This window comes from Ravibacter arvi (genome assembly GCF_039540405.1).
GTDB classification, from domain to species: Bacteria; Bacteroidota; Bacteroidia; order Cytophagales; family Spirosomataceae; genus Ravibacter; species Ravibacter arvi.
The window spans coordinates 1-24,180 of the sequence record NZ_BAABEY010000011.1; the positions used below are offsets into that span (position 1 = coordinate 1).

A 24,180-nucleotide genomic window follows, 5' to 3' on the forward strand; every position below is an offset into this window, starting at 1 on the left:
AATGCAGCTAAAAAATAAAAATAACAGAAATATCAGCTTATAAAATTGCTTTTCAACATAGAAGAGCACGGTGAGCGCAAAGGCCATCCGGAGCAAACCTCTGTGACCTTTGTGTTCTCCGTAGTTAAACAAACCACAAAGGTGAGCGCAAAGGCCATCCGGAGCAAACCTCTGTGACCTTTGTGTTCTCCGTGGTTAAACAAACCACAAAGAGCACGGTGAGCGCAAAGGCCATCCGGAGTAAACCTCTGTGACCTTTGTGTTCTCCGTGGTTAAACAAACCGCAAAGGCCATCCGGAGCAAACCTCTGTGACCTTTGTGTTCTCCGTGGTTAAACAAACCTCAAAGGACGGAAACAGACAACCATTGTGTTTTCCGAGAGTCGATTATACTACTATACTAACTTTCGCGCGAAATGACTGAAAATGAATTATCAGGAATTATCATAGGCGCTGCCATCGAATTCCACCGGGAATTGGGGCCTGGCTTACTGGAGCGAGTGTACGAAGTTTGCCTGGCACACGAACTGAAAAAACATGGTCTCAGGGTCCGGTCACAGGTTGACATGCAGGTGAATTACAAGGAAATAGAGCTTGATACCGGTTTCAAAGCCGACCTCCTGATTAACGAAAAGCTGATAATCGAAGTAAAATCAGTCAAAGAACTTAATGACATTCATCTTGCTCAACTCCTCACCTATCTCAAACTTAGCGACCTCCGTCTCGGCCTCCTGATAAATTTCAATACCCGCCGGGTTAGAGAAGGAATCAAACGCGTTGTGAACGGCTACATCTGAAATTGTGTTACCTATTATATTCTATGTATTAACAACAAACTTAAGATTACTGAATGCGCTTTTTAGATTTAGCCAACACCCGTTACGCAACTAAGAAATATGCAAATGGGAAACGTATTTCTGCCGAACTCATCGATGAACTTAAACAAATTATCCGGCTGAGCCCATCTTCTATCAACAGCCAGCCGTGGAGATTTTCATTTGTTGAAGACACCCGGACAAAAGCTGCGCTCGCAGAGGTATCGTACTTCAATGCCCAAAAGATTAAAGATGCCAGCCATTTAGTAGTGTTCAGCGTTGTAAAACAGGTTGCTCATTTTGAGAACAATTTGCTCCTGCAACTTCCGGAAGGATCGCAAGCCTATTACAACAACTTTATCAAAAACCAGCCGGAGGCCGACAAAAAAGCATGGCTATCGCGACAGGTATATCTTTCACTTGGCTTTTTCCTCGGGGCCAGCGCATCCCTTGGCGTGGATTCTACCCCAATGGAGGGTATACAACCCGACGCTTACGCCGATATACTGGGTCTGGAGGATTTTGAGCCATTGGTTGCAGTCGCACTGGGTTACCGGGACACCGACGATGCCAACCAGCCGGAAATGAAACCCAAAACACGTCGGAATGCAGAAGACGTAATAGAAAGTGTCGTCTGAAGCGTAGCGGTGAGGTTTGAGCAGTGAGGTTGCCGCGTCGACCCACCTCACTTCTCAAACCTCACAACTCAAACCTCACTACCCAACCCTCCCCACACCACATTCCCCTTGCTGATCAGCGATTTTACCGGCGATATCCTGGAGACCGCCTCCGCCGAACAGCTCGCGTCAACCAGCACCATATCGGCAGCATCGCCGGTTTTGGGCCATTGCTGAACGCCCTTATCGTCAAGTGGCAAAACATTGGCGGTAGCGAGTTTCAGGCTACGCGATAATAAAAATTCAGTTGAATAGCCATAGAGCTGGGCCATGAGACTGGCTTTCTGCAGTACACTCCCGCTCCCCCATGTACTCCAATGGTCAACAATGCTATCGTTGCCGGTCAGCACCGTAACGTTGTGCTTGTATAATACCGGTATCGGCATCACGAGTCCGCCGAAAGGTATCGTGGAGACGATTCCGATATTTGCGTCACCCAGCTGCGCAGCAATTTCCTCCTGCTTCGGCTTCTCCAGCTTACCCAGCACAAATGCGTGACTGATAAAGGTTTTTTTCTTCAGAACCGGATTCTCATTTACCTTTTGAATAAGATACTCAACAGTCTTTAAACCCGATTCTCCCGACTCGTGCAGATGCAGATCGATGCCTTTGTTATGGTCCAGCGCCAATTGAACAGCAAAATCAAGCGTTTTTTCGATTGAACCGTCAATGCTGAAAGGATCCACACCGCCTATAAAATCAATGTCCATCTGCGCAGCCTCCTTCAGATACGGTGCTGAGTCGGTATAGAAAACGCCGTGTTGGGGAAATGCTACCAACTCTGTCTCGAAACCATCCTTTTTATTTTCAAGCGCCTTTTGCAGGTTTTTCAGAGATTGTAGTTTCGAGGTAGGTTCGATGTTTACGTGGCTTCTCGCAAACGAAGATCCTTTGGACTGGAGAAGCTCAATCAGCTTTTCTGCCCGCTCGGTAGACGTCCTGAGCATTTCCGGCAAAATTTGCTGCTCCAACGCGATCATCCCTTTTACGCCGCCGGTTCTGGGTCTCCTCGCCTGCCAGGGCCCGCCGTAGAAAGTTTTATCCAGGTGTATATGCATATCCTTAAATGCAGGCAACATTAACCATCCTTTGGCATCAAGCGCCCGCGAATCGTTCGGTGTATTGGCAGAAATACTTTTGATTTTTCCGTTGCTCACGGACACCGTAAAAAGCCCGGTTTCGGTGTGAACGACTTCTTCCCCCTCATAAACGAACCCTGTTTCCAGTCTTACGTTTTTTAATATGTAATCCTTTCCCATTTGCCTGTTTTCTTTATCAGTTAGCGGTTGGTTGGTAACATCGCCCGTTTCTAACAGTCCGGGAGCGATGGCCATTCCCACTAAACCTAACCCTGATTTTCTTAAAAAATCCTTCCGGGATATTTCTGATCTCTGCATGGATTGAAAATGTTTGACACAAAGCTACTCAATCATCCGTGGGCCTGCGTGAAGGATTCATTCCAACTCTTGAAGGATTTATTCCTCCTGGAAAAAAGGGAGTAGCAAAACGTGCTGTAGTAAAGATGATAATATGATTCAAAAAATCAGCCCAATATCGTTGCTGACAATCAAGAACCTTCTTATCAATGGCAGACGGTGTCGGCCGGAGGGGCGTCCTGAGCGCAACGCAGTAAAGCCGAACGATTTCATGTTGCTATGAAAAAGTCCTTTGAAAGAGATTGGGGACTGGAAACAGGAGATCCCTCCACTACGGTCGGGATGACCCGCCGGTCGGAGTTCCATCCCTATTGTGGTCAATGGTACGGGCATAGTGATAAAACATTCAAGGATCGGCATGGATGGCACAAATAAATAGCAGGAAACCTGCCTTACTTTACTTCTGTTCCGAAATATATCGGCGCAAATGTATCAGATATCAAAATGGCAAATCAAACTTACACTCTGAAAAACGTATTGCTGGAAACCGGTTTTGAGCACGAAGACGGCGAAATTGTAAAGACCAGAACGGGCCTGCACTGCATTGAAATAGAAGCAAATAAAATCAAGCGTATCGGCAGGAATGACCCTGCAGGAAACGGGATCGATGCAAAAGGCCGGCTGATGCTGCCTGCATTTAAGGATATGCATGCGCATCTCGACAAAATGCTGTTCGGTCTGCCCTGGCAAGCGGTTTCTGCCAGGAGAAGAACGGTAAAAGACATGATCGCATATGAACAAAAGCAGATCCCCGAATGGCTGAAAACCTCCGTCGAAAGGACAGAAAAACTGATCGGCATGCTTCATTCATATGGAACGCATTTTATACGCTCTCATGTCAATATCGACCCCACTTCCGGCTTCGACTCCCTGCATCACCTTGAAAAGGCTTTGCAGCATAAAAAAGACTCTGTGTCGGCGGAGCTGGTGGCCTTTCCCCAACATGGAATCTACTACACGCCAACCGAACCGCTTCTGAAAGAAGCAGCCAAAATGAACGCCATAAATTTCATTGGCGGTGTAGACCCTTTTTCAATTGACGGAAGCATAGAAAAACCGATGGAACTGATTGTGCAGCTTGCACTGGACAATAACAAAGGCATCGACCTGCACCTCCATGAGCGGGGAGAAAGCGGAATGAAAACAATTGCCTTTTTGATTGACAAGGTCCTTGAAAATCCACGCCTGAGAGGGAAAACCTATGTAAGTCATGCGTTTGCACTGGCGCACCTGAGCGCTCCCGAAACGGAAAAGATAGCCGAACGGCTCGCCATGGCCGGTGTCGGAATTGTGTCGTCGGTACCGTTCAGGGGAACCGTTATGCCCATTCCAACCCTCAGGAAGCACGGTGTAGAGGTCTTGATCGGCAATGATAACATACAGGACCACTGGAACACTTTCGGCTCGGGGAACATGCTTCAAAAAGCCAACCTGATAGCAGAACTTTATGGTTATTCCACAGAGTGGGAACTGTCGAGAACCCTGGCTTTCGCTACCCGCTCCATACTCCCGCTGGATGACAAAGGCACACAGCAATGGCCCAAAGCCGGCGACGCAGCCGATCTGGTACTGGTTGATGCGAGCTGTTCAGCCGAAGCGGTATCGCGCATTTCGCAGGTAACATCACTGATTCACCAGGGAAAAATTGTATTTTGATCCTGCCAGGTACAGTCCCTCTGTTTTTACAGGGCAAAAAAAAACGCGTCGTTTGACGCGTTTTTTTTTGCCCTGTAAAAACTACCGTGTTACCGGGATCATCCAGAACAAACTCAGCTGTATAATACTGTTTTTGAAATCGGGGTTGACATTACCCATTGTAGTAAAATCACCTACTTTGGAGATACCCGCTACATAACGGCCACCAATGCCCAAACCTATTTTCGATTGAAAGCCAATTCCGCCGCCAACCGCAAGGTCGAGATTCTTGGCAAAACTGTCTATCGTCTGGCTACCGATTTTTTCGCCGGTTTTAAAAGATGCCTGCGGTCCGGCTTCAATGTAGAAACCACCCGAAGTTTTAAACTTCAGCATAACAGGAACTGAAACATAACTCACCTTAAAGTCCTCTTTTGCACCCTGGTTGTCTATTTTAGCCCCCTGCGTGGAAAACAAAACTTCAGGCTGGATAGAGAAAACATTCCCGATCCCAAAGTTCAACATCCCCCCCAGGTGATATCCCACCAGGGCGTCTGTCTTGACATTACCTCCCGTATAATTGCTGATATTCAATCCGGCTTTCGGACCGAAGCCGAAACCTTGCGCGTATGCACCCCCGCTTATTCCAACTAAGAGTGCAAAGAACAAAATAGTCTTTTTCATTGCTAACATAATAATTGTAATTAGTTGTGAAGTTATCTACAAATATAGACGAAAATATTAACCGGGGTCACACCCGGCGCATTATAGTTTATAAAAAAAATACCACAAGAATGCGATTATCTACTCTGAAAGTCATCATTTTCCAACATCTGTCAGTAAAAAAACAACATTTAATGCCTTGATTAACAGACGCATAAAACATTCGTACTCCTTATACCCGCACTCCCGGATTATTCGACTGTCGCCTTTAAAAAAAGTACCAACTCCTCCCGGAATGAGGTCTGTATTCAAGATAAAAACAGGTAAATCCACGTCGATAAGCGAAAAAAAATCGAAAAAATTTACTCTTTCTCGCGTCCTTCACTGCTTCCCGGCCGGATAAATCAGACAAATCTGCTTGTTAAAGTTGCCGAGATATTAATACTTTTATACCCGCACGATTTAACTAAATATATGGCTTCCGGTTTTTTTGCTATTCTTGATGATATAGCCGCGTTGATGGATGACGTGGCAGTTACCAGTAAAATTGCTACCGGCAAAACCGCCGGTATCCTCGGCGACGATTTAGCCGTAAATGCAGAAAAAGCAACCGGGTTTCTCTCCTCCAGGGAAATACCGGTATTGTGGGCTATTACAAAAGGCTCTTTTATTAACAAACTGCTCATCGTGCCGGTCGCACTGGCGCTGAATATTTTCTTTCCCGTCGCGATCAAATTTATCCTGACCGCAGGCGGATTTTACCTGGCCTATGAAGGTGCCGAAAAAATAGTGGAGTTCCTGTTTCACCGACAGAAAGAAGGAAATGAAGTCATTGAACAGAGCAATGACGACGGCGACGAAATGGAGAAAGCAAAGGTTAAGTCTGCCATCACTACCGATTTTATCCTTTCGGTCGAAATCGTTATCATCGCCTTGGGGACCGTTTTGGATCGCGAACTGCTCATTCAGGCGCTGACGGTATCTGTGGTCGCCATCGCCGCCACTGTGGGAGTCTACGGAATTGTAACCCTGATCGTCAGGATGGACGACGCCGGATTCCGGCTGGTCAAACATTCCGACGGCAAAGGCTTCTTTTTTATTCTTGGGAATCTCCTTATCAAATCACTGCCGGTGGTAATCAAAATCCTGGGCGTGGTGGGAACGATCGCCCTTATTCTCGTCTCAGGTGGCATCTTTGTGCACAACATAGATTACTTTCATCATTTCCTGCCGGAAGTTCCCGCCATTGTCAAAGAATTCGGGCTGGGCCTCATTGCCGGCTTGCTGGTAGTAGGTGTTGTGACTATCGCGAAAAAATTATTCGCACGGACTTAAAAATGAACTACAAAGCAACCGGCAGTTTCCGGTGCCATGAACTGCCGGTTGCTTTGAACCCCCGCGGCAGGCTTCTGCCGTACCTACAGCTCTCTGGGCTTTAGCGCCTCTTTTTCAAAAACCACTCCTTCCCAGCCATTCTGCATAAACTGGCGGATATTCTGATGATTCGTGCCGTTCGGATCGGACAGCACACTTTCATAATGCTCTGCAAAAAGGCGAAGTGTGTCCCCGGCCGACAGCCCTGCCAGCTTCGCCAGGGACAGTACCTTGGCGCTGCCCTGGTTTTCTTCCGCAAGGTTTTTCTGTGCGCCGTTGACGAAAGCCGTAGGCGTGTGATCATAACGCTCGTCTATGAACGCAATGACGTCCGTAAACAAAGCTTCCCCGGCTGAAAGACGATTCAATAGTTGATGCAACATAACTTTTTCTTTCAAATATAGACATCTGTTCCGAACGGGACAGCCATACCGATCAACCAATTTATTTAGTAACTTGTTTCGGTTTCACGGACAAGTGTTTCAAATACCTATGGCATACGACGTTAGCCTTGCAAAGAGGGTACGCACCTACCTCGGACAATTTCCGGACCTTCAGCTGGAAGAAAAAAAGATGTTTGGCGGATTGGCTTTCATCATCAATCAGAAAATGTGTGTTAACGTAAGCGGCGAAAATCTGATGTGCCGCTTTGATCCCAAACAAACGGAAGAGTTGGCAAAAACCGAAGGTTTTCAGCCCATGGTCATGAAAGGCAGAGTTTACGAAGGCTATGCTTATATCAGCCCCGGTGGAGTGCGAACCGAATTGCAGCTCGCACAATGGATTGAACGGTGCCTTGCTTTCAACCGGACCGTGGCTTCAGCCGAAAAATAACATCTTCCCATCTCTGTACGGGTAAAAAACCTTCTCCCTATGTTTAGCGCCTTTTTCCGCATCTGCACGCTGTGCCTGATATCGCTACCTACCCTGATTCTTGCCCAGGAAAACGGGGATGACCGCATCTATCTGAAAAGCGGAACCCGGTCTTTCGAAAAAATCAACTGGAAGAATGCCCGGCTGGAGGCCCGGCAAGCCCTATCGGTTCTCGATTCCTCAAAAAAGGGTAAACCTATTCTCGCTTTGATCCGGTTGAACCAATTCCCCGATGAAGCTACCCGGTTGAGATTGAAAAAAGCCGGAATCTCACTTGAAGGCTACGTTCCGAATCGTGCATGGGTAGCCGTTATCAACGGCCCCCTCGACCCGGAAGAACTGGACGGTATAGGGGTGCGCGGCCTGCTCGCCTTCACCGCGCCTATGAAGGCAGATACCAGTCTGCTCAGCGGGCAACGTCCCGAATCATCCGGGGAGACTGCTGAGCTTTGGGTACGATTCCCGTCCTTTTACGCCGCAGACTCCGTAGAAAAGTGGCTTCAAAATGAGCACGCCGCAACAATAGTTTCGAGAAAACTCCTGCATGCCCGTATTCTTGCCATCCGGATAGCCCGACAAAAAATAAGAACACTTGCCGAATCACAGTATCTGGAATACCTCCAGGAGGCGCCCGGTCCCGACCGCCACGAAAATTCCAAAAGCAACGTTCAGGCACGGAGCAATATGCTCCACTCGGCTTTTGGCCCTTATGCCGACGGTCTGATGGGTAGAAACGTAGTGGTGGGCGTCGGTGACGATACCGACCCGCTGCAGCATGTCGATTTCAGCAACAGGCTGATTAATCGCTTTGACAAAACCGGCGGCGGCGGACACGGGCTGCATACCATGGGGACCGTCGGAGGGGCTGGTATCAAGCAGGAAATCTACAGGGGGTTCGCCCCCAAAAGCCTGCTTGTTTCGCAATACTACTCCAATATCCTGGTTTACAGCCCCGCCTTCTACCATGATTTCGGCATGAGGCTTACCAACAATTCCTACGGACAAAATGTAAACGGCGACGAAGATTTCAGACAGTACGATCTATATGCGGCTTACCTGGACCAAATGGGCCTGGATCTTCCAGATTTGCTGCATGTTTTTGCCGCTGGCAACAGCGGGGATACCGATTACCCGGACAATCCTTACCGGCTGGCGGTTTCCGGTGAAAAAGGTTTCGGAACCGTTTTGAAAAGCTACCAGACCGCGAAAAACGTTCTGACAGTAGGAAACATTGACTCTCTTTTTACCCGTAGAATCAATTCCAGCCGCGGGCCGGTGCAGGACGGCCGGCTGAAACCGGAAATTGTGGCGGAAGGGACTGCCATCAGGTCAGCGGGGTTAAACAACGCGTACAACGGCCGCACCGGAACAAGTATGTCCGCACCTGCTGTAACCGGAGGGGCCGCCCTTCTTACCGAACAATATCAGCGGCTTTTTCCGGGAGCGACAGCAGCGCCTTCTGCGCTGATGAAAGCTTTGCTCTGCAACGGGGCAACGGATCTCGGCACTGCCGGCCCGGATTATTCCTTCGGCTATGGCGTGCTTAATCTGCTCCGTTCCTCCGATATGCTCGCAAAAGGGCGGTATATCAGCGGAAATATTACCCAAAATGGCTCGCAAAGCCAAAATATCAACATACCCGCCAATACAGCAGCGCTCAAAGTGATGCTCTGCTGGAACGATCCGCCCGCGCATCCGGCTGCGGCGGCAGCGCTGGTAAATGACCTTGATCTCACGGTCAATCATGCGGGCAATACTGTGCTGCCGTATGTCAACAATCCGGCACCGGCATCAGTAAAAGACGCAGCTACCCGAAATACCGACCGGCTCAACAACATCGAGCAGGTTGTAATCGACAACCCACCGGCCGGAACCGCTCAATTCACGGTCAAAGGATTCAATATCCCCACAGGAACCCAGGGGTATTTTGTCGTCTACGACCTGATCCCGGCCGGGACGACGCTGACCGCGCCGGCGGGTGGCCAAAAATACAGACCGGGCGATAAGATGTTGGTAAGCTGGGAGTCCTACGGACCGGCAACAGGCTTCCACCTCGAATATTTTGACGGCTCGGCATGGGTCAGGTTTGCCGCTTCCCTACCCTCCGGCAGCCGCCAGTATTTCTGGACTATTCCCGCCAATTTCCCTTTGGCTGTGACCCGCATACGCATCATCCGCCTGTCAGACAACCAGATGAGCACCAGCCCTGACTTCACCATTATGCAGATGCCCGTCGTTTCACTCGCTCCCGAAACAGCCCAATGCGAAGGCATGATCACCATCAGTTGGCCAACGATCCCCAATGCCACGGGCTACGAGCTCATGCGTTTACAAGGCGATGAAATGAAAGTAGTTGCTACAGTTCCTTCGTCCCGGCTTGATTACAGCTTTACCGGTTTGTCCAAAGACTCCGTTTACTGGGTAGCCGTGCGCCCCCTTGCCAGTCTGTTACCCGGTCTCAGGTCCATAGCCGTTTCCCGGCAGCCCGCCACAGGTCAATGCGGCAGCGCTCTTTCAGACGGCGACCTTGCCCTGACCCATCTCGTTTCGCCCGCCGGTTCCGGCCGACTGTTTACCGGCACCGCGCTCACCGCCGCGACCCCGGTAAGCATCGGCGTAAAAAACCTGGACAACACCGCTATCGCAGCCACTCCCGCTACCATCGCCTACAGGATCAACCAGGGAAGCTGGGTCACCGAAAATATTACGGTTCCGGCGCTTGGGGTGGGCTCAGAAACGACAATAGCTTTTGCAGTCCCGGCCAACCTGTCGGCACCGGGCACCTATCAATTCGAAGTCACCCTTACTGCGGCCGGCGATCAAATATCCTCCAATAACCGGATTATCACTTCGGTTTCTCAATTTACCAATCCCAAGGTACAGCTGGCAGTTTCTCCTTCGGCTGCCGAATACCTCGAAAACTTCGCCGCCACACCCATACAGTCCTTTCAGTACCGGCAAACAGGCCTCCCGGGTATAGACCGCTATGACTTCCTGAGCACGCGGCCGGGCGGACGTATCAGGACTTTTGTCAATACCGGCATCGCAAGATCCGATAACCGCGCACTAACGCTAGATGCGGAATCATTCCCCCATGAAGAAACGACCAACTACCTTACCGGCACCTATAACCTCATTGATTACCAGGCAAACAACCACGAAATACGCCTGGACTTCTGGTACCTTCAACACCACCAGACAACCGGCACCGGTAATAAGGTGTGGGTCAGGGGAACCGACACCGCCCCCTGGATCGAAATATTTGACCTGATGGCCAACCAGGGCGAGCCTGGAGAATACAAGCGCAGCAACAGCCTGGAATTAAATGATTTATTAAAAGCAAACGGGCAGGACTTCTCGTCCAGCACGCAAATCAGGTGGGGCCAGACCGGTTCCTACCAGGCCGCGAGCCGCGAGGATCTGAACGGCTATACCTTTGACGATATAAGGCTGTCAATCGCTGAAAATGATATTGCGCTGAAAAATATAGTATCGCCGCGGGTCTCGAATTGCGCGCTGGGAGCACAGGAGCCCGTCACGATTCGCATATACAACTCCATGAGTTACCCGGTCACCAATATCCAGGTCTCGTATCAGATTGATAACGGGCCGGTTATAACCGAAACCATTGCAGCGATAGGCGGCGGAATCGAGCAGGATTTCACTTTCTCCACGTTGGCGAACCTGGCTGTTTTTAAGACTTATACGCTAAAATGCCGGGTTACAAAAAGCGGCGACAACGTCGATTTCAACAATGAAATTACACGCACGCTTACCAATTCGCCGCTGATCACGGCATTTCCCTACCTGCAAAATTTCGAAGCAGGCAACGGTTTCTGGTTTACTGACGGCAACCTGTCTTCCTGGGAATACGGAACACCTTCTTCTACCCGGATTCACACCGCTGCCAGTGGCGACAAAGCCTGGAAAACGAGCCTGAGCGGAAACTACAACGAGAATGAGCATTCTTACCTTTATTCGCCATGCTTTCAAATCGGGGGACTCGCCCAGCCCACGCTCAGTATGATGCTGGCGCTCGACCTGGAGGACTGCCTGGATGTAACCCGCTGTGACGGTGCATGGGTAGAATATTCCTTTGATGGGATCAGCTGGCTGCGGCTTGGCAGTAAAAATGAGGGTACCAACTGGTACAACAGGGCCTATCCGGGTCAGGACATGTGGTCGCAGGAAAAATACACACGCTGGCATGCGGCGACCATTCCGTTACCGGTGCCACCGGCAGGACAGCAAAGCATCCGGCTGCGTTTCGTAATGAGCGCCGACCCCTTCGAAAACAAAGAAGGGATCGCAATTGACGACATTCACATCTACGATAATACCCGGCCGATTCACGGGACCGGTAATTCGCAGGAAATTACACAGACCATTGCTTCAGGTGCAGATGCGTGGACACATTTCAGTGACAACGGGGCGCTGCTGGCATCCTTCAACCCCAACGGCAGCCTCGCTCCGGGTACCGTTAAAGCGAGGGTCTATGTGAATACCGCCGGGGTACGAAACGCAGAGAACACCTATTATCACGACCGGAACTTTGTTATCCAACCCACCCAGACCACTTACAATCCGAAAGCCCGTGTCCGGTTGTTTTTCACCGATACGGAAATGGAAACCATGTTAGCTGCTGCCGGTTGCACAGGCTGCCTGAATGCGAACGGTGTAACCGACCTGGGTATTACCAAATTTTCATCGGGCATGCTAAGCCGCGAAAACGGCGATCTTGCCGATAACAGCGGCGGAGTATGGCAATTTATCAAGCCACAGGATATTGCCAGGGTTCCCTATGACAAGGGTTACTATTTTGAGTTTTTAACAGGAAGTTTTTCCGAATTCTGGCTATCTCCGGCTGCACTTTTTGACGAAAACGCATTGCCTGTCCGGCTTTCGGCATTCACGGCCGTTCTCAGCGAAAAATACCAGGCTTTACTGACATGGACGGCAGCTGATGCGGTGAACTTCAGCCATTTCGAAATCCAGAGGGCCGTAGGAAACGAAGCGCTGAAAAACGGGCTGTTTGAGACGCTGGCTACTTTGTCACCGCATCAGTTACCCGCCGGGAACTACCGTTACCAGGACAACCTCGCCGACAACCGGGGCGCAGTTTATTACAGGTTGAAAATGGTGAACCTTGACGGTTCCTTCGAATTTTCCGAGGTCCGCTCCATCGTGCTATCAGACGAAGCGCTGTTCTCCGTCTTCCCCAACCCGTCCGCTGACGGCATTTTCTTCCTGAACCACCAGGTCAACGGCCCCCTTTCTTACTCGGTTGCCGACATGCAGGGCCGGAAAATCGAATCGGGCAACTTCACCGGCAACGGCTTCCGCCGGAAGCGACTCATTAACCTGACTGCCGTACCTGCCGGTATATACCTGATAGAGGTCACCTACAAAGGAAATAAGGAGGCCTTCAAAGTGATAAAAAAATAGGATTTGGCACTTTTGTTTACTGCCTGCCGTTATCAGGTTGTATGAGTGTGCAAGAAATACGTAATAAAGTTATCCTGGTTGACGCTGACGACAACGTCATTGGCTACGCACCCAAGCTGGAAGCTCACCGGAAAGGGATGCAGCACAGGGCATTTTCAATTGTCGTGTTTAATTCCAACGGGGAGATTCTGCTCCAGCAACGGGCTTCCGGTAAGTACCATTCAGCCGGCCTTTGGTCCAACACCTGCTGCAGCCATCCCCAGCCCGGAGAATCCATTGCCACATCTGCCGCCGCACGCCTTCAGGAGGAAATGGGCTTTTCCTGTGAGTTGGAATATGTGGGCAAGTTCGGTTATAAAGCCCACCTGGACAATCAATTGGTTGAAAATGAAATCGACCATGTTTTCTGCGGAAGTTATGAGGGTAGCGTACACCCCGATTCTGACGAGGTAGCGGCCTTTCAATGGGTTGCACCGGACGTCCTGCTGAAAAATATCGAAGAAAACCCTGAACGCTATACCTATTGGCTCGGGGAAGTGATCCGGCTTTCGCTTGAATCCAGGTTCGCGCAAAACTTTTGATACCGCGGTTGATCGCCCGGCTCAATCACTTCAAGCCAAGGCTTTCCTCTTCCAGGTCCAATCGGTAAAAGTGCTTCTTGACGTAGGTTTCGTCAAGCCCTTCCTCTTTGTTCCATTCCCTGAGCCACTCACGCTGCCGCTCGATCACTTCCAGCATAATAGCCTTGGCTGCCTCGTCCATACCCGCATCGGGCTGATCCGCATCCTCGTATTTGGAAAGAAGGCTTTGAAATGCCGCATGACTTTGAAGGCGACCGGAATAATGGTGACCGATATAAGTGCAACTGGAAGCCCTCAAACGACTGTACAAAGCATAATACTGCGTATCATCGGGTAAACTCTCGCCTTCTCTCAGGATTGGAATTTTCCGGATCAGGTAAGGCAGGGTCAATCCCTGCACTACGAGTGTAAGCAAAATAACGACGAAAGTGATAAAGAGGATAAGGTTGCGCTGCGGGAACAGCGTGCCGTCAGCCAGATGAACCGGGATAGACAAGGCTGCTGCCAGGGAAACAACGCCGCGCATTCCCGCCCACCCCAATAAAAAGGGGGTTTTGTAGCCGGGGTTCCTCCTGTCTGCCACTGAGATATAATCGCGGAGTAGCAAGGTAAAAAACATGGCTCCATAAGCAGAAACAATACGTACCAGTACCAGCACACCCGTAATGAGCACACCGTACCCGATAGCCGAACGCATGCTCACTCCCTCCAGTCCCCCGGCAATCTCCGGCAAATCCAGGCCGATGAGTATAAAAACGAGCCCGTTCAACATAAAACTTATGCTTTGCCAGACCGTGTGCGATTTGATCCTTCCCGCGCTCGTCAGGAACATATGACTCCGGTTCGCCAGGAAAAGCCCCCCGGTCACTACCGACATCACGCCGGAACTGTCCACCGCTTCAGCAGCCAGGTACATTACGTAAGGGGCCACAAACGTAAGAACAATATCCATCTCTGCGTTGGTCGGAAGCAACCGGTGCACTTCGTAAAAGATATAAGCCAGCAGCAGCCCGATAGCGATGCCTCCCAGCACCATCCAGAAGAAAGTCGCGACCGCCTGACCCGCCACAAACTGCCCGGTCCCGACTGCTACGAGGGCAAATCTGAAGATAATGAGTGAAGAAGCATCATTGAACAGGCTTTCCCCTTCCACAATTGATTTGAAACGGGCCGGCACCTTCACAAATTTCATAATAGCGCCCGCGCTTACGGCATCCGGCGGCGAAACAATCCCGCCCAAAAGGAAGCCAAGCGCCAGTGAAAATCCCGGAATAAAATGGTTCGACACTATCGCGACCGCCGTAGCGGACAGAAAGACCACCACGAAGGCAAAGCTTGATATGATCCGCCGCCATTTCCAAAGGTCTTTAAAAGAAATGGACCAGGCCGCTTCGTACAGCAACGGCGGCAGAAACAGGATAAATATGAGATCCGGGTCAATTTTAACAACCGGAACGCCGGGCACAAGCGAAATACCCAGGCCGCCCAGGACCAGCAAAATCGGGTAGGCTACGCGAAGCTTATTCGCTAAAAGTATCAATAAGATGATCAGTATGATGATCGCCAGGTAAAATGGGAGCTGCTGATGTAACATGTTTTGTTTCCGGGCCTGCAGGTGTATCCGTTCGTGTGTAACCCGCTACAATTTATATATTCTCGGGAAAATAATTGCGAAGATTCAATCAAAAGCAGCGCCGGCTCAGAAACGCCTTTTTTACCGGATCGCCTGTTGACGGATGCCGTTAAAAATAACTAGATTCGCCCCGTTTCATACGAACGCGGTTCTCAAGCGGCCGCTCCCATAAAACCTTGTCAAAAACTTAAAAAAATGAAGGCATTTTATACCATAGCTCTCCTGGTTCTGTCCAATATTTTCATGACCATCGCCTGGTATGGCCATTTAAAATTGAAAGAATATTCCTGGTTCTCGAACCTGAGCCTCGTGAAAGTTATTCTGTTCAGCTGGATGATCGCGCTTTTCGAATATGCCGTTCAGGTACCGGCCAACAAAATCGGCTTCAACGGAAACGGCGGTCCGTTTTCAATCTGGCAGCTTAAAGTCATCCAGGAGGTCATCACCCTGGTCGTGTTCACGCTTTTCGCCGTGTTCGCCTTCAAAACCGAATCGTTCCGGCTTAACCACCTACTGGCTTTCGTGCTACTGGTGGCAGCGGTGTATTTTATGTTTAAGGAGTGAGGTTTAAGGGGTGAGGTTTGAGGAGTGAGTTTGAGGTTTGAGGGAAGCGCGCTCATATCTCAAACCTCACCCCTCACATCTAAACCACTACATTTATAATCCGCTTCGGAACTATGATAAACTTTTTCAGGGGTTTTCCTTCCAGCCATTTGATAACCGCTTCGTTGGAAAGCACTGCTTCCTCTATTTCCGAACCGGGTGTGTCGAGCGGGAAAGAAATGGTGGCCCGCACCTTACCGTTTATTTGTACGGGGTATTCAAAAACGTCGTCGACGAGGTACCTTTCCTCCCATTTGGGGAAGGCGGCTGTTGAAATCGTTCCCGCCTGATTGCCGACGGCCTGCCAAAGCTCCTCGGTAATGTGCGGGGCGAAAGGCGCCAATATGACCAGCAAATCCTGCAATACTGCCTTGCTCCTGGTTTTCATGCTGCCAAGTTCATTTACCAGCACCATGAAAGCGCTCACCGTCGTGTTGAAAGAGAATTGCTCGATATCCTCCTCCACCTTTTTGATTACGCGGTGCAAAACTTTCAGTTCTGCCTCTGAAGGCGGTGTATCGGTAACCAGCCATTGCCCGTTGTCGGAATAGAAAAGGCGCCACAACTTCCGGATGAAACGGTAGGTCCCGTCAATTCCGTTGGTATTCCACGGTTTCGCCTGTTCCAGCGGCCCCAGGAACATTTCGTAAAGCCGAAGGGTATCAGCCCCGTACCTGGCTACAATGTCATCCGGGTTAACGACATTGAACTTCGACTTCGACATTTTTTCAATTTCAACCCCGCATTTGTACTGGCCGTCTTCCAGCAAGAACTCGGCATTGTCATTGGTCAGGTCTTTCCGGGTTTCAATGAACTTTTGCACATCCAGTACATCGTTGGTAACGATATTTACGTCGACGTGCAGGGCGGTAGTCTCATACTGGTCTTTCAGACCTGCGCTTACAAATACCGGCTTTGCAGCATCGCCGCCTTTGATCCTGTACACAAAACTGCTCCTGCCCTGGATCATCCCCTGGTTGATCAGCTTTTTGAATGGCTCTTCTTCCTGTACAAATCCCCTGTCTTTCATGAACTTGTTCCAGAAACGGCTGTATAGCAAATGCCCGGTAGCATGTTCGGTTCCGCCCACATACAGATCTACGTCTTTCCAATAGGCTACCGCATCTTCCGATGCAAAAGCGCTGTTGTTGGCCGGGTCCATATAGCGGTACCAATACCAGCTGGAACCGGCCCAGCCCGGCATGGTACTTAATTCGTAATCGTATTCACCCTTATATTTCCAACCCGCAGCGCGGCCCAGGGGTGGTTCACCGGTTTCGGTAGGTTTGTACTGGTCAATCGCCGGAAGCTCCAGCGGAAGCTCATCGTCCGGGATCAGGTACGGGAGCGGCGCACCGTCGGCGTCATTTTTAAAATAAACCGGCACCGGTTCGCCCCAGTACCGCTGGCGTCCAAAAACTGCATCGCGCAGCCGGTAGTTAATTTTCCCCTTCCCTTTTCCCTTGTTTTCAAGCCAGGCGATAAGCTTGTCTGTCGCTTCCTGGTACGTGAGGCCGTCGATAATACCCGAATTGATATACCGCCCCTCTTTCGTAGCATCTGCCTGCTTCTCAATATCTTTTTGCGCGTCCAGGATCGGGATAATCGGCAAATCAAAATGTTTCGCAAAATTCCAGTCGCGCTGATCACCGGAAGGAACGGCCATAACAGCCCCGGTTCCGTATCCCGCAAGGACATAATCTGCTATGAAAACCGGTATCTTCTCACCGTTAAAAGGATTGATCGTATAAGCTCCGGTAAATGCTCCGGATACCGTCTTCACATCCGACACGCGGTCCAGTTCCGAACGTTTCTTCACTTCTTCCTTATACGCAGCAATAACACTTTTCTGTGCATCGGTCGTAATCTTGTCCACCAGCTCGTGCTCGGGTGCAATCACCATGAAGGTGACACCGTAGATCGTATCGACACGGGTGGTGAACACGGTAATCTTTTCCGAATGCCCGTCCAGGTCGAAAGATACCATTGCGCCTACTGAACGACCGATCCAGTTTCGCTGCTGTTCCTTGAGTGAGTCAGTCCAGTCAATTGTGCCCAACCCATCCAGTAACCGTTGCGCGTAGGCGGTAATCCGCATCATCCACTGCCGCATGAGCTTCTGCTCTACCGGGAACCCGCCGCGCTCCGATACGCCGTCTTTCACTTCGTCATTCGACAAAACAGACCCCAACGCAGCGCACCAGTTCACGGTTGCTTCCGCCAGGTAAGCCAGCCTGTATTTCAGTGTAATTTTATATTTTTCCTCTGCCGTAAAACCTGCCCATTCCGACGCGGAAAACAAAGGGACATCTTCGTCGGCAACCGCCTTCACTACCTGGTTACCCTCACTTTCAAACCGTTTCACCAAAGTCTCAATCCGTTCCGCACGATCGGTCTCCACATTGTACCAGCTGTTGAACAACTCGCTGAAAATCCATTGTGTCCACCGGTAATAGGCAGGATCGGAAGTACGAACTTCGCGGCTCCAGTCGTAGCTGAAGCCCAGGTTTTTCAACTGCGCTATGTAGCGGGAGATATTTTCTTCGGTCGTAACGGCCGGATGTTGCCCGGTTTGAATCGCATACTGTTCTGCCGGCAGCCCAAAGCTGTCGAAACCCATGGGATGCAGCACGTTGAAACCTTTCAGCCTTTTATAACGCGCATAAATATCAGATGCGATATATCCCAGCGGATGCCCGACATGCAAGCCGGCCCCTGAGGGGTAGGGAAACATGTCCAACACGTAAAACTTGGGCTTATCGGAGGCATTGGCTACCTGGAAGGTTTTCTGTTCCTCCCAAAATGCCTGCCATTTACGTTCAATCTGATGGTGGTTGTACTCGCTCATTACAAAGTAGAATAGGTTCTTTTTGTGGTTTCCTCCTATCGGGCGCAAAAATAGGATTTTTTTACGTCCCGGGATGCCCGTAACGGAAATCATTGTTCCCGGTGAAATCAATTTAAGCCCTGAAACGCTAATTCCCGGGTCTGATGACTAACTTTGAGGGGTGAGGTATGAGGTGTGAGGTACCCCTTATGCCTCACACCTCATACCTCACCCCTACATAACCCATTCATTATGTTACGAGACCAGATTGCCGCCGAATTCAAAAACCTGCAGGATACTATTTGCCAGGCGCTGGAGACTGAGGACGGCAGCGGGAAATTTCGCGAGGACCTGTGGGAACACCATTCGGGGGGCGGAGGCCGGACCAGGCTGATCCAGGACGGATCGGTGATAGAAAAAGGAGGCGTCAACTTTTCTGCAGTGGAGGGCCCGGTACACCCGCGGCTGCGTGCGCAAATGAACCTCCCTGAGCACGAAGCCCCTCTTTTTTTTGCTACCGGGGTATCCATCGTGATGCACCCGAAAAACCCGAAAGTGCCCATCATCCACATGAACGTCCGGTATTTTGAGCTGGATAACGGGACCTGCTGGTTCGGAGGAGGAATTGACCTCACGCCTCATTATGTAGTACGGGAAGACGCTACCTATTTCCATCGGCAGCTGAAACAGGTTTGTGATGCCCACCATCCCGCGTTCTATGAAAAATTCAAAAATTGGGCAGACGATTATTTTTTTGTGCAGCACCGGGATGAGACGCGCGGGATCGGCGGTATCTTCTTCGATTACCTGAAACCTGACGCGCCTGACCACGGGTTGTCCAAGTCGGCGTTGTTCAACTTCGTGCTGGCAACCGGACAAGCTTTTGCCCCGCTTTATACACATTTCATGGCGGCACATAAAAACGAGCCCCATACCCCGGAGGAGAAAAACTGGCAATACCTGAGAAGAGGACGTTACGTGGAGTTTAACCTCGTATGGGACCGCGGCACCAAGTTCGGCCTGGAAACGGGCGGCAGAACCGAGTCCATACTGATGAGCCTTCCACCACAGGCCAACTGGGCCTATGACAACCGGCCGGAGCCGGGTACCCCGGAGGCAGAAACGCTTTCCCTCTTAAAAAAGGGAATCAACTGGCTGTAGTGCCGGTTCCGGTATGCTGCGGCAAAGTGCCCCCGGGGCGGCGATGCCGCAGCGTACCTTTTTCTATGTAGAGCGAAGATTCAAAATTGTTGTGGTACAACTGCCCGGTGCCGAGGCCTTGCGGGAGCGGGTTGTCAAAAGAAGCGGTAAACTGGGCGATGGCATTCAGCCCTATATTCGACTCGAGCGCCGAGGTGATCCACCAGGCAATCCCGAGCTCTCCGGCAAGCGATATCCATTCTTTCGAGGCAGAAAAACCACCCAGCAAGGAAGGCTTAAAAATGAGGAAAGGCGGCCGTATTTCTTCAAGAAGCCGTTTTTTCTCCTCCCGCCCCTGTACCCCGATCAACTCTTCATCCAATGCGATGGCCACAGGTGACTCGCGTACCAGTGCGGCCATGGCTTCATGTTGCCCCTGGCGGATCGGCTGTTCTATGGAATGCAGCTCGTACCGGTGTAATTTGCCAAGCTTGTGCAGCGCTTCGTCCGGGGCAAATGCGCCGTTTGCATCAACACGGAGCGTCACTTCGTCCGCCGAAAATCGCTTCCTGATGGCGGCCAGCAACCGGCACTCGCGGTCGAAATCAATAGCCCCCACCTTCATTTTAATGGTGCGGTAACCGGCCGCGAGTTTGGTTTCTATCTGGTCAGCCATGAAACGCTCGTCCCCCATCCATATCAAACCATTGATTGCTATCGGGCAATCTCCGGCCGAAAATCCATTCTCAAAATAGATACGCCGCCCGCCATTTCCGAAATCCAGGAGTGCGGCTTCTAACCCGAACCGGATTGAGGGATACCGGTCCGGTACCAGGCGTTCCAGTATTTTCGAAATCTCCCAACCGGATATCCCCAGCCTGAGATCGTTGAAAGCGGCTGTAATGCGGGTCAAAACGTCTTCAAAGTCAGGCACATCGTCGATGCTGAGCCCTTTGAGCGGCCCGGCCTCGCCCACGCCGTATACCGTTGGGTATTCCTCGTCCCTGACTGTCAGGATATAGGTCGTCTTTTCCGTTAAGACACCGCGGGAAGTACCCGCTTCAAATTTGAAACGGAGTATATGCGGGGTAAAAGAAAGTAGTAGGGACATCGCTTGAGACGCTTATTCTGCTTAATTTGAACGGAAAATTATGAAAATAAAGCGACCTTGAGCGATTCAATACGTAATAACCCTGTTATAAAAACACTTCTGATGCCCCTCAGCCGCTTGTACGGAGGGGTGATGGATCTCAGGAATGCGCTATACGAACGAGGTCTTTTCAAAACGCACCCCAGCCCGGTAAAAACATTGGCAGTCGGCAACCTCAGCGTAGGCGGTACAGGAAAAACTCCCATGATTGAATTGTTGATACGGCTGCTTCAGGACCGGCACAAAATCGTGGTGATCAGCCGCGGATACGGTCGTAAATCCAAAGGCCTGGTGGTAGCGGACACGGGTAGCACCGCCGACGAGATAGGTGACGAGCCCCTCCAGTTTTTTCGAAAATTCCAACCCAGTGTCCGGGTAATCGTGGCAGAGAAGCGCGCGGTGGCAGCCGAAAAAGTCAGGACGGATTTTAGTGAAACCGACCTTATACTATTGGATGATGCCTACCAGCACCGGTCAATAAGCCGCGATATGAATATCCTGCTGACCGACTACAACCGCCCCTTTTTTAACGACGTCACTTTCCCTGCCGGCAACCTCAGAGAACCCGGGAGGGGAGCCCGTCGCGCCGATCTTGTCGTAGTGACCAAATGCCCGCTTTCCCTGGATCCGGCCGAGCGGGAACAGATTTCGGCCGCCGTACAGTCCAATGCCGGAAAGAAGGTTCCTGTTGTGTTTTCTTCCGTCCGTTACGGTGCTCCCGTTGCTTTTGATGGCGAGCATACCGTTGCTGTATTTAATTCGTTTATCGGAATGGCAGGCCTGGCACGAAACCAGCCGTTCCAGGAATACCTTCAGCGGGCTTATTCCCTGAAGAAGTTCTTTCCCTACCCGGATCACCACCATTACACGACTTCCGAACTTCCCGTTAAAGAACTTGCAGGCGATGAAAAAACAGCGCTTCTGACAACGGAAAAAGACTTTGTCAAATTACTTCCTTTGGCCCGCGAAGCGTCTCTGTCACATCGCTGCTTCTACATACCGATCGAAACGGTGGTGCACGAGGAGCGTGAATTCCTGCAAACAGTCAACAGCTACCTGGAAAAATAGGTCCGCGCTCAGCCTTCGTAAAATTCGAGCGGCAGGCCGTCAGGGTCCGCGAAAAAGGTAAACCTCTTTTCTGTCGTAGCATCCAGCCGGACGGGCTCACAAACTACTCCGTGCTTCTTCAGGAAAGCGGCGGCTTCGTCAACATTTTCCACTTCGAATGCCAGGTGGCGAAGCCCTCTTGCTTCCGGATAAGACGGTCTTTCGGGCGGATCAGGAAAAGAGAAAAGCTCGATAAGGTACCGGCCGTTTAATGAAAGATCACATTTATAAGAGGCCCTTTCTTCCCGGTAAATTTCCCGGACGACGTTAAACCCGAGAATTTCCGTGTAAAAGGCTTTAGACTTCGGGTAGTCGGAGCAAATGATGGCAATGTGGTGAAGAGACTTGATTTGCATGTTGTTTACTTTCGCATTGATTCCAACATTTTGTCCAGGTTGAGGCTCCTGGCTGACGCTTCAAAGATCTTCCTGTATACGCCGTTCTGTTCATACAAAGCCTGGTGTGTACCATTCTCGACAACGCGTCCTTTCTCCATCACATAAATCTGGTCAGCGTCGATAATCTGAGACAGGCTATGCGAAATAATGACTACCGTACGGCCTTCCTTAATGGCATCCAGGCTATTTTTGATTTGTTCGGTGGCAATGGCATCCAGGCTTGCGGTTGGCTCATCCAGGAAGATAATGGGCGGGTTTTTAAGAAAAAGCCGCGCAATCGCAATGCGCTGCTGTTGTCCGCCGGATAACATCTGCGCATCGGAAGCATACTGTTTCGGCAGCGCCATTACCTGTTCATGGAGGTAAGCTTTTTTCGCAGCTTCCTGAATTTCCTCCTGCGTAGCCTCCATCTTGCCATACCTGATGTTCTCTTCTATGGATCCTTTGAAAATATGGTTTTTCTGGAAAACCATGCCGAGATTCCGCCTCAGGTTGGGCAGGTCAAACGCGGCAATCGGCTGGCCGTCCAGCAGCAATTCACCGGAGTCGGGGAGATAAAACCGGCTCAGCAGGTTAATCAATGTACTTTTTCCGGCGCCGGAAAGCCCGACCAGGGCCGTGGTCTGGTTTTTCGGAATGGTCATGAAAACGTTAAACAAGGCCTTATTTCCATTCGGATAAGTGAAGGAAACGTCGTTCAGCTCGTAGGCGCCCGCAAGCTCTGCAACCTGGTAGCTGCCGCTATGCTCAACAGCCTCTTTTCGGTCAAGCACATCGAAAAAGCTTTCAGAATAAGTCAGCGCATCGTTCATCTCGTCATAAATCCGGTGCAACTGGCGGATGGGCGCCGACACATTGTTGAACAGCAGAATATGAAACATAATGGCTCCAATCGACATCTGCTGGTCCAGCACCAGGTAGGCCGTAAGGATAATGATCAGAACGACGCCGATTTGCTCCAAAAAGCTTTTAAGACCGTCAAAGAAGAAGTTGGTTTGCCTTGTTTTCAGGAGCGATCCCATCAGCAGCTGCTGCACTCTGAACTGCTTAGTCGCTTCATACGGTTCCCGTACAAACGACTTGATTACCTGTATGGATTCAATAAGGTTAATAAGCCCGTTGCTCTTGTCTTCTCTTTGCCCTTTCAGCGTGCGCCGCACGCCGCTCAGCTTTTCGGCCTGTTTGTAACTCACCCAGAAGTAGAGCGGCAGTATACTCAACGCCACCAGTCCCACATAAAAATTCGCGGAAAACATGACCACAAGCGCTACCACCGAGTTGGCAAACAGCGGAAGCAGGTCAATAAAAAAACTCTGCACCAGCCTGGTCAGGTATTCTACGCCGCGATCAATACGGCTCTGAAGCTTCCCCTTTTCGTTGGTCTGGCTGCTAAAAAAGCCCAGGTCGTAGGTAAGGATGCGGCCGACGGCGGTATCGGCAAGGTCTCCGGAAATGCTGATCCTGATTTTTTCACCGTAGAACCGCTGGCCGAAAACGATCAATGAATTGAGTATTTCTTTCAGGAAAAGGATACCGCTGATGAGCGCCAAGAGTCCCGCTCCGCGTGCTACGCCCCATCCGTTTTTCTGCATTTCCTCAATTGTGTCGACCGTGTACCTGAGCACAATGGGATTCACCTGGGCGGTCAATGCCCCCACAAGCGTCAGCACCAACGCAAAAAGGATCAGCTTCCTGTAGGGTCTGACAAATGGTCGAAGCCGTTTAAATACCTCCCAGATACTCATTTTGGAAATCGGAAATCAGAAGTCGGGAATCGGAAATCGGAAGTCGGGTTCTACAGGGCCGATTTCTGATTTCCGACTT

General features: G+C 50.6%; 19 protein-coding genes. 11 read left to right on the forward strand and 8 right to left on the reverse strand.

Annotated features, from left to right (window positions below):
• Window positions 1–415 precede the first annotated feature (415 nt).
• Entirely contained in the window at window positions 416–796 is a 381-nt protein-coding gene (locus ABD852_RS04685) for a GxxExxY protein (protein WP_345026864.1), read from the forward strand.
• A gap of 53 nt (window positions 797–849) precedes the next feature.
• Window positions 850–1,452, forward strand: coding sequence for an NAD(P)H-dependent oxidoreductase (locus ABD852_RS04690; protein WP_345026865.1), 603 nt, complete (start codon window positions 850–852; stop codon window positions 1,450–1,452).
• 68 nt (window positions 1,453–1,520) lie between these two features.
• Here the strand turns inward: ABD852_RS04690 and ABD852_RS04695 are convergent, their stop codons facing one another.
• The gene (locus tag ABD852_RS04695; RefSeq protein WP_345026866.1) at window positions 1,521–2,888 is read right to left on the reverse strand and encodes an amidohydrolase; all 1,368 of its coding nucleotides are present in this window, start codon (window positions 2,886–2,888) and stop codon (window positions 1,521–1,523) included.
• A 258-nt stretch (window positions 2,889–3,146) separates the two neighbouring features.
• On the opposite strand from ABD852_RS04695, the gene ABD852_RS04700 reads away from it, so the two are divergent.
• Together ABD852_RS04700 and ABD852_RS04705 are read left to right on the forward strand one after the other, a co-directional pair.
• Complete coding sequence (locus ABD852_RS04700) at window positions 3,147–3,302, forward strand: hypothetical protein (RefSeq protein WP_345026867.1); 156 nt, start codon at window positions 3,147–3,149, stop codon at window positions 3,300–3,302.
• A gap of 69 nt (window positions 3,303–3,371) precedes the next feature.
• On the forward strand, window positions 3,372–4,583 hold the full coding sequence (locus ABD852_RS04705) for an amidohydrolase (RefSeq protein ID WP_345026868.1): 1,212 nt from the start codon (window positions 3,372–3,374) through the stop codon (window positions 4,581–4,583).
• An 81-nt stretch (window positions 4,584–4,664) separates the two neighbouring features.
• Here the strand turns inward: ABD852_RS04705 and ABD852_RS04710 are convergent, their stop codons facing one another.
• Complete coding sequence (locus ABD852_RS04710) at window positions 4,665–5,246, reverse strand: porin family protein (protein WP_345026869.1); 582 nt, start codon at window positions 5,244–5,246, stop codon at window positions 4,665–4,667.
• A 453-nt stretch (window positions 5,247–5,699) separates the two neighbouring features.
• Here ABD852_RS04710 and ABD852_RS04715 point away from each other — a divergent pair, with 453 nt between their 5' ends.
• Entirely contained in the window at window positions 5,700–6,560 is an 861-nt protein-coding gene (locus ABD852_RS04715) for a DUF808 domain-containing protein (protein ID WP_345026870.1), read from the forward strand.
• 83 nt (window positions 6,561–6,643) lie between these two features.
• On the opposite strand, the gene ABD852_RS04720 is transcribed toward ABD852_RS04715, so the two are convergent.
• Entirely contained in the window at window positions 6,644–6,982 is a 339-nt protein-coding gene (locus ABD852_RS04720; protein ID WP_345026871.1) for a HopJ type III effector protein, read from the reverse strand.
• Window positions 6,983–7,091: 109 nt separating this feature from the next.
• Between ABD852_RS04720 and ABD852_RS04725 the strand changes: the two genes are divergently transcribed.
• Genes ABD852_RS04725 through idi form a run of 3 tightly spaced genes read left to right on the forward strand, consistent with a single transcriptional unit; the run spans window position 7,092 to window position 13,498 of the window.
• Window positions 7,092–7,433 (forward strand): TfoX/Sxy family protein, encoded by a 342-nt coding sequence (locus ABD852_RS04725; RefSeq protein WP_345026872.1) that lies wholly within the window; start codon window positions 7,092–7,094, stop codon window positions 7,431–7,433.
• Window positions 7,434–7,472: 39 nt separating this feature from the next.
• The gene (locus tag ABD852_RS04730; RefSeq protein WP_345026873.1) at window positions 7,473–12,917 is read left to right on the forward strand and encodes a S8 family serine peptidase; all 5,445 of its coding nucleotides are present in this window, start codon (window positions 7,473–7,475) and stop codon (window positions 12,915–12,917) included.
• 41 nt (window positions 12,918–12,958) lie between these two features.
• Window positions 12,959–13,498, forward strand: a complete 540-nt coding sequence (gene idi, locus ABD852_RS04735) for an isopentenyl-diphosphate Delta-isomerase (RefSeq protein WP_345026874.1) — start codon at window positions 12,959–12,961, stop codon at window positions 13,496–13,498.
• A gap of 25 nt (window positions 13,499–13,523) precedes the next feature.
• On the opposite strand, the gene ABD852_RS04740 is transcribed toward idi, so the two are convergent.
• Entirely contained in the window at window positions 13,524–15,092 is a 1,569-nt protein-coding gene (locus ABD852_RS04740; protein WP_345026875.1) for a Na+/H+ antiporter, read from the reverse strand.
• Window positions 15,093–15,326: 234 nt separating this feature from the next.
• On the opposite strand from ABD852_RS04740, the gene ABD852_RS04745 reads away from it, so the two are divergent.
• Window positions 15,327–15,695 carry a DMT family protein gene (locus ABD852_RS04745; RefSeq protein WP_345026876.1) on the forward strand — a complete coding sequence of 123 codons (369 nt, stop codon included), beginning with the start codon at window positions 15,327–15,329 and terminating at the stop codon, window positions 15,693–15,695.
• 79 nt (window positions 15,696–15,774) lie between these two features.
• On the opposite strand, the gene leuS is transcribed toward ABD852_RS04745, so the two are convergent.
• Window positions 15,775–18,582 (reverse strand): leucine--tRNA ligase, encoded by a 2,808-nt coding sequence (gene leuS, locus ABD852_RS04750; protein ID WP_345026877.1) that lies wholly within the window; start codon window positions 18,580–18,582, stop codon window positions 15,775–15,777.
• A 231-nt stretch (window positions 18,583–18,813) separates the two neighbouring features.
• Here leuS and hemF point away from each other — a divergent pair, with 231 nt between their 5' ends.
• Window positions 18,814–19,722: an oxygen-dependent coproporphyrinogen oxidase gene (gene hemF / locus ABD852_RS04755; protein WP_345026878.1), complete on the forward strand. Its 909-nt coding sequence runs from the start codon at window positions 18,814–18,816 to the stop codon at window positions 19,720–19,722.
• On the opposite strand, the gene ABD852_RS04760 is transcribed toward hemF, so the two are convergent.
• On the reverse strand, window positions 19,709–20,812 hold the full coding sequence (locus ABD852_RS04760; RefSeq protein WP_345026879.1) for an o-succinylbenzoate synthase: 1,104 nt from the start codon (window positions 20,810–20,812) through the stop codon (window positions 19,709–19,711). The genes hemF and ABD852_RS04760 overlap by 14 nt on opposite strands.
• A 102-nt stretch (window positions 20,813–20,914) precedes the next feature.
• Here ABD852_RS04760 and lpxK point away from each other — a divergent pair, with 102 nt between their 5' ends.
• Window positions 20,915–21,919, forward strand: a complete 1,005-nt coding sequence (gene lpxK / locus ABD852_RS04765; RefSeq protein ID WP_345026880.1) for a tetraacyldisaccharide 4'-kinase — start codon at window positions 20,915–20,917, stop codon at window positions 21,917–21,919.
• 8 nt (window positions 21,920–21,927) lie between these two features.
• Here the strand turns inward: lpxK and gloA2 are convergent, their stop codons facing one another.
• Both gloA2 and ABD852_RS04775 read right to left on the reverse strand, forming a co-directional pair.
• Window positions 21,928–22,314, reverse strand: a complete 387-nt coding sequence (gene gloA2, locus ABD852_RS04770) for an SMU1112c/YaeR family gloxylase I-like metalloprotein (RefSeq protein ID WP_345026881.1) — start codon at window positions 22,312–22,314, stop codon at window positions 21,928–21,930.
• Window positions 22,315–22,319: 5 nt separating this feature from the next.
• The gene (locus ABD852_RS04775; RefSeq protein ID WP_345026882.1) at window positions 22,320–24,101 is read right to left on the reverse strand and encodes an ABC transporter ATP-binding protein; all 1,782 of its coding nucleotides are present in this window, start codon (window positions 24,099–24,101) and stop codon (window positions 22,320–22,322) included.
• Window positions 24,102–24,180: the final 79 nt, after the last annotated feature.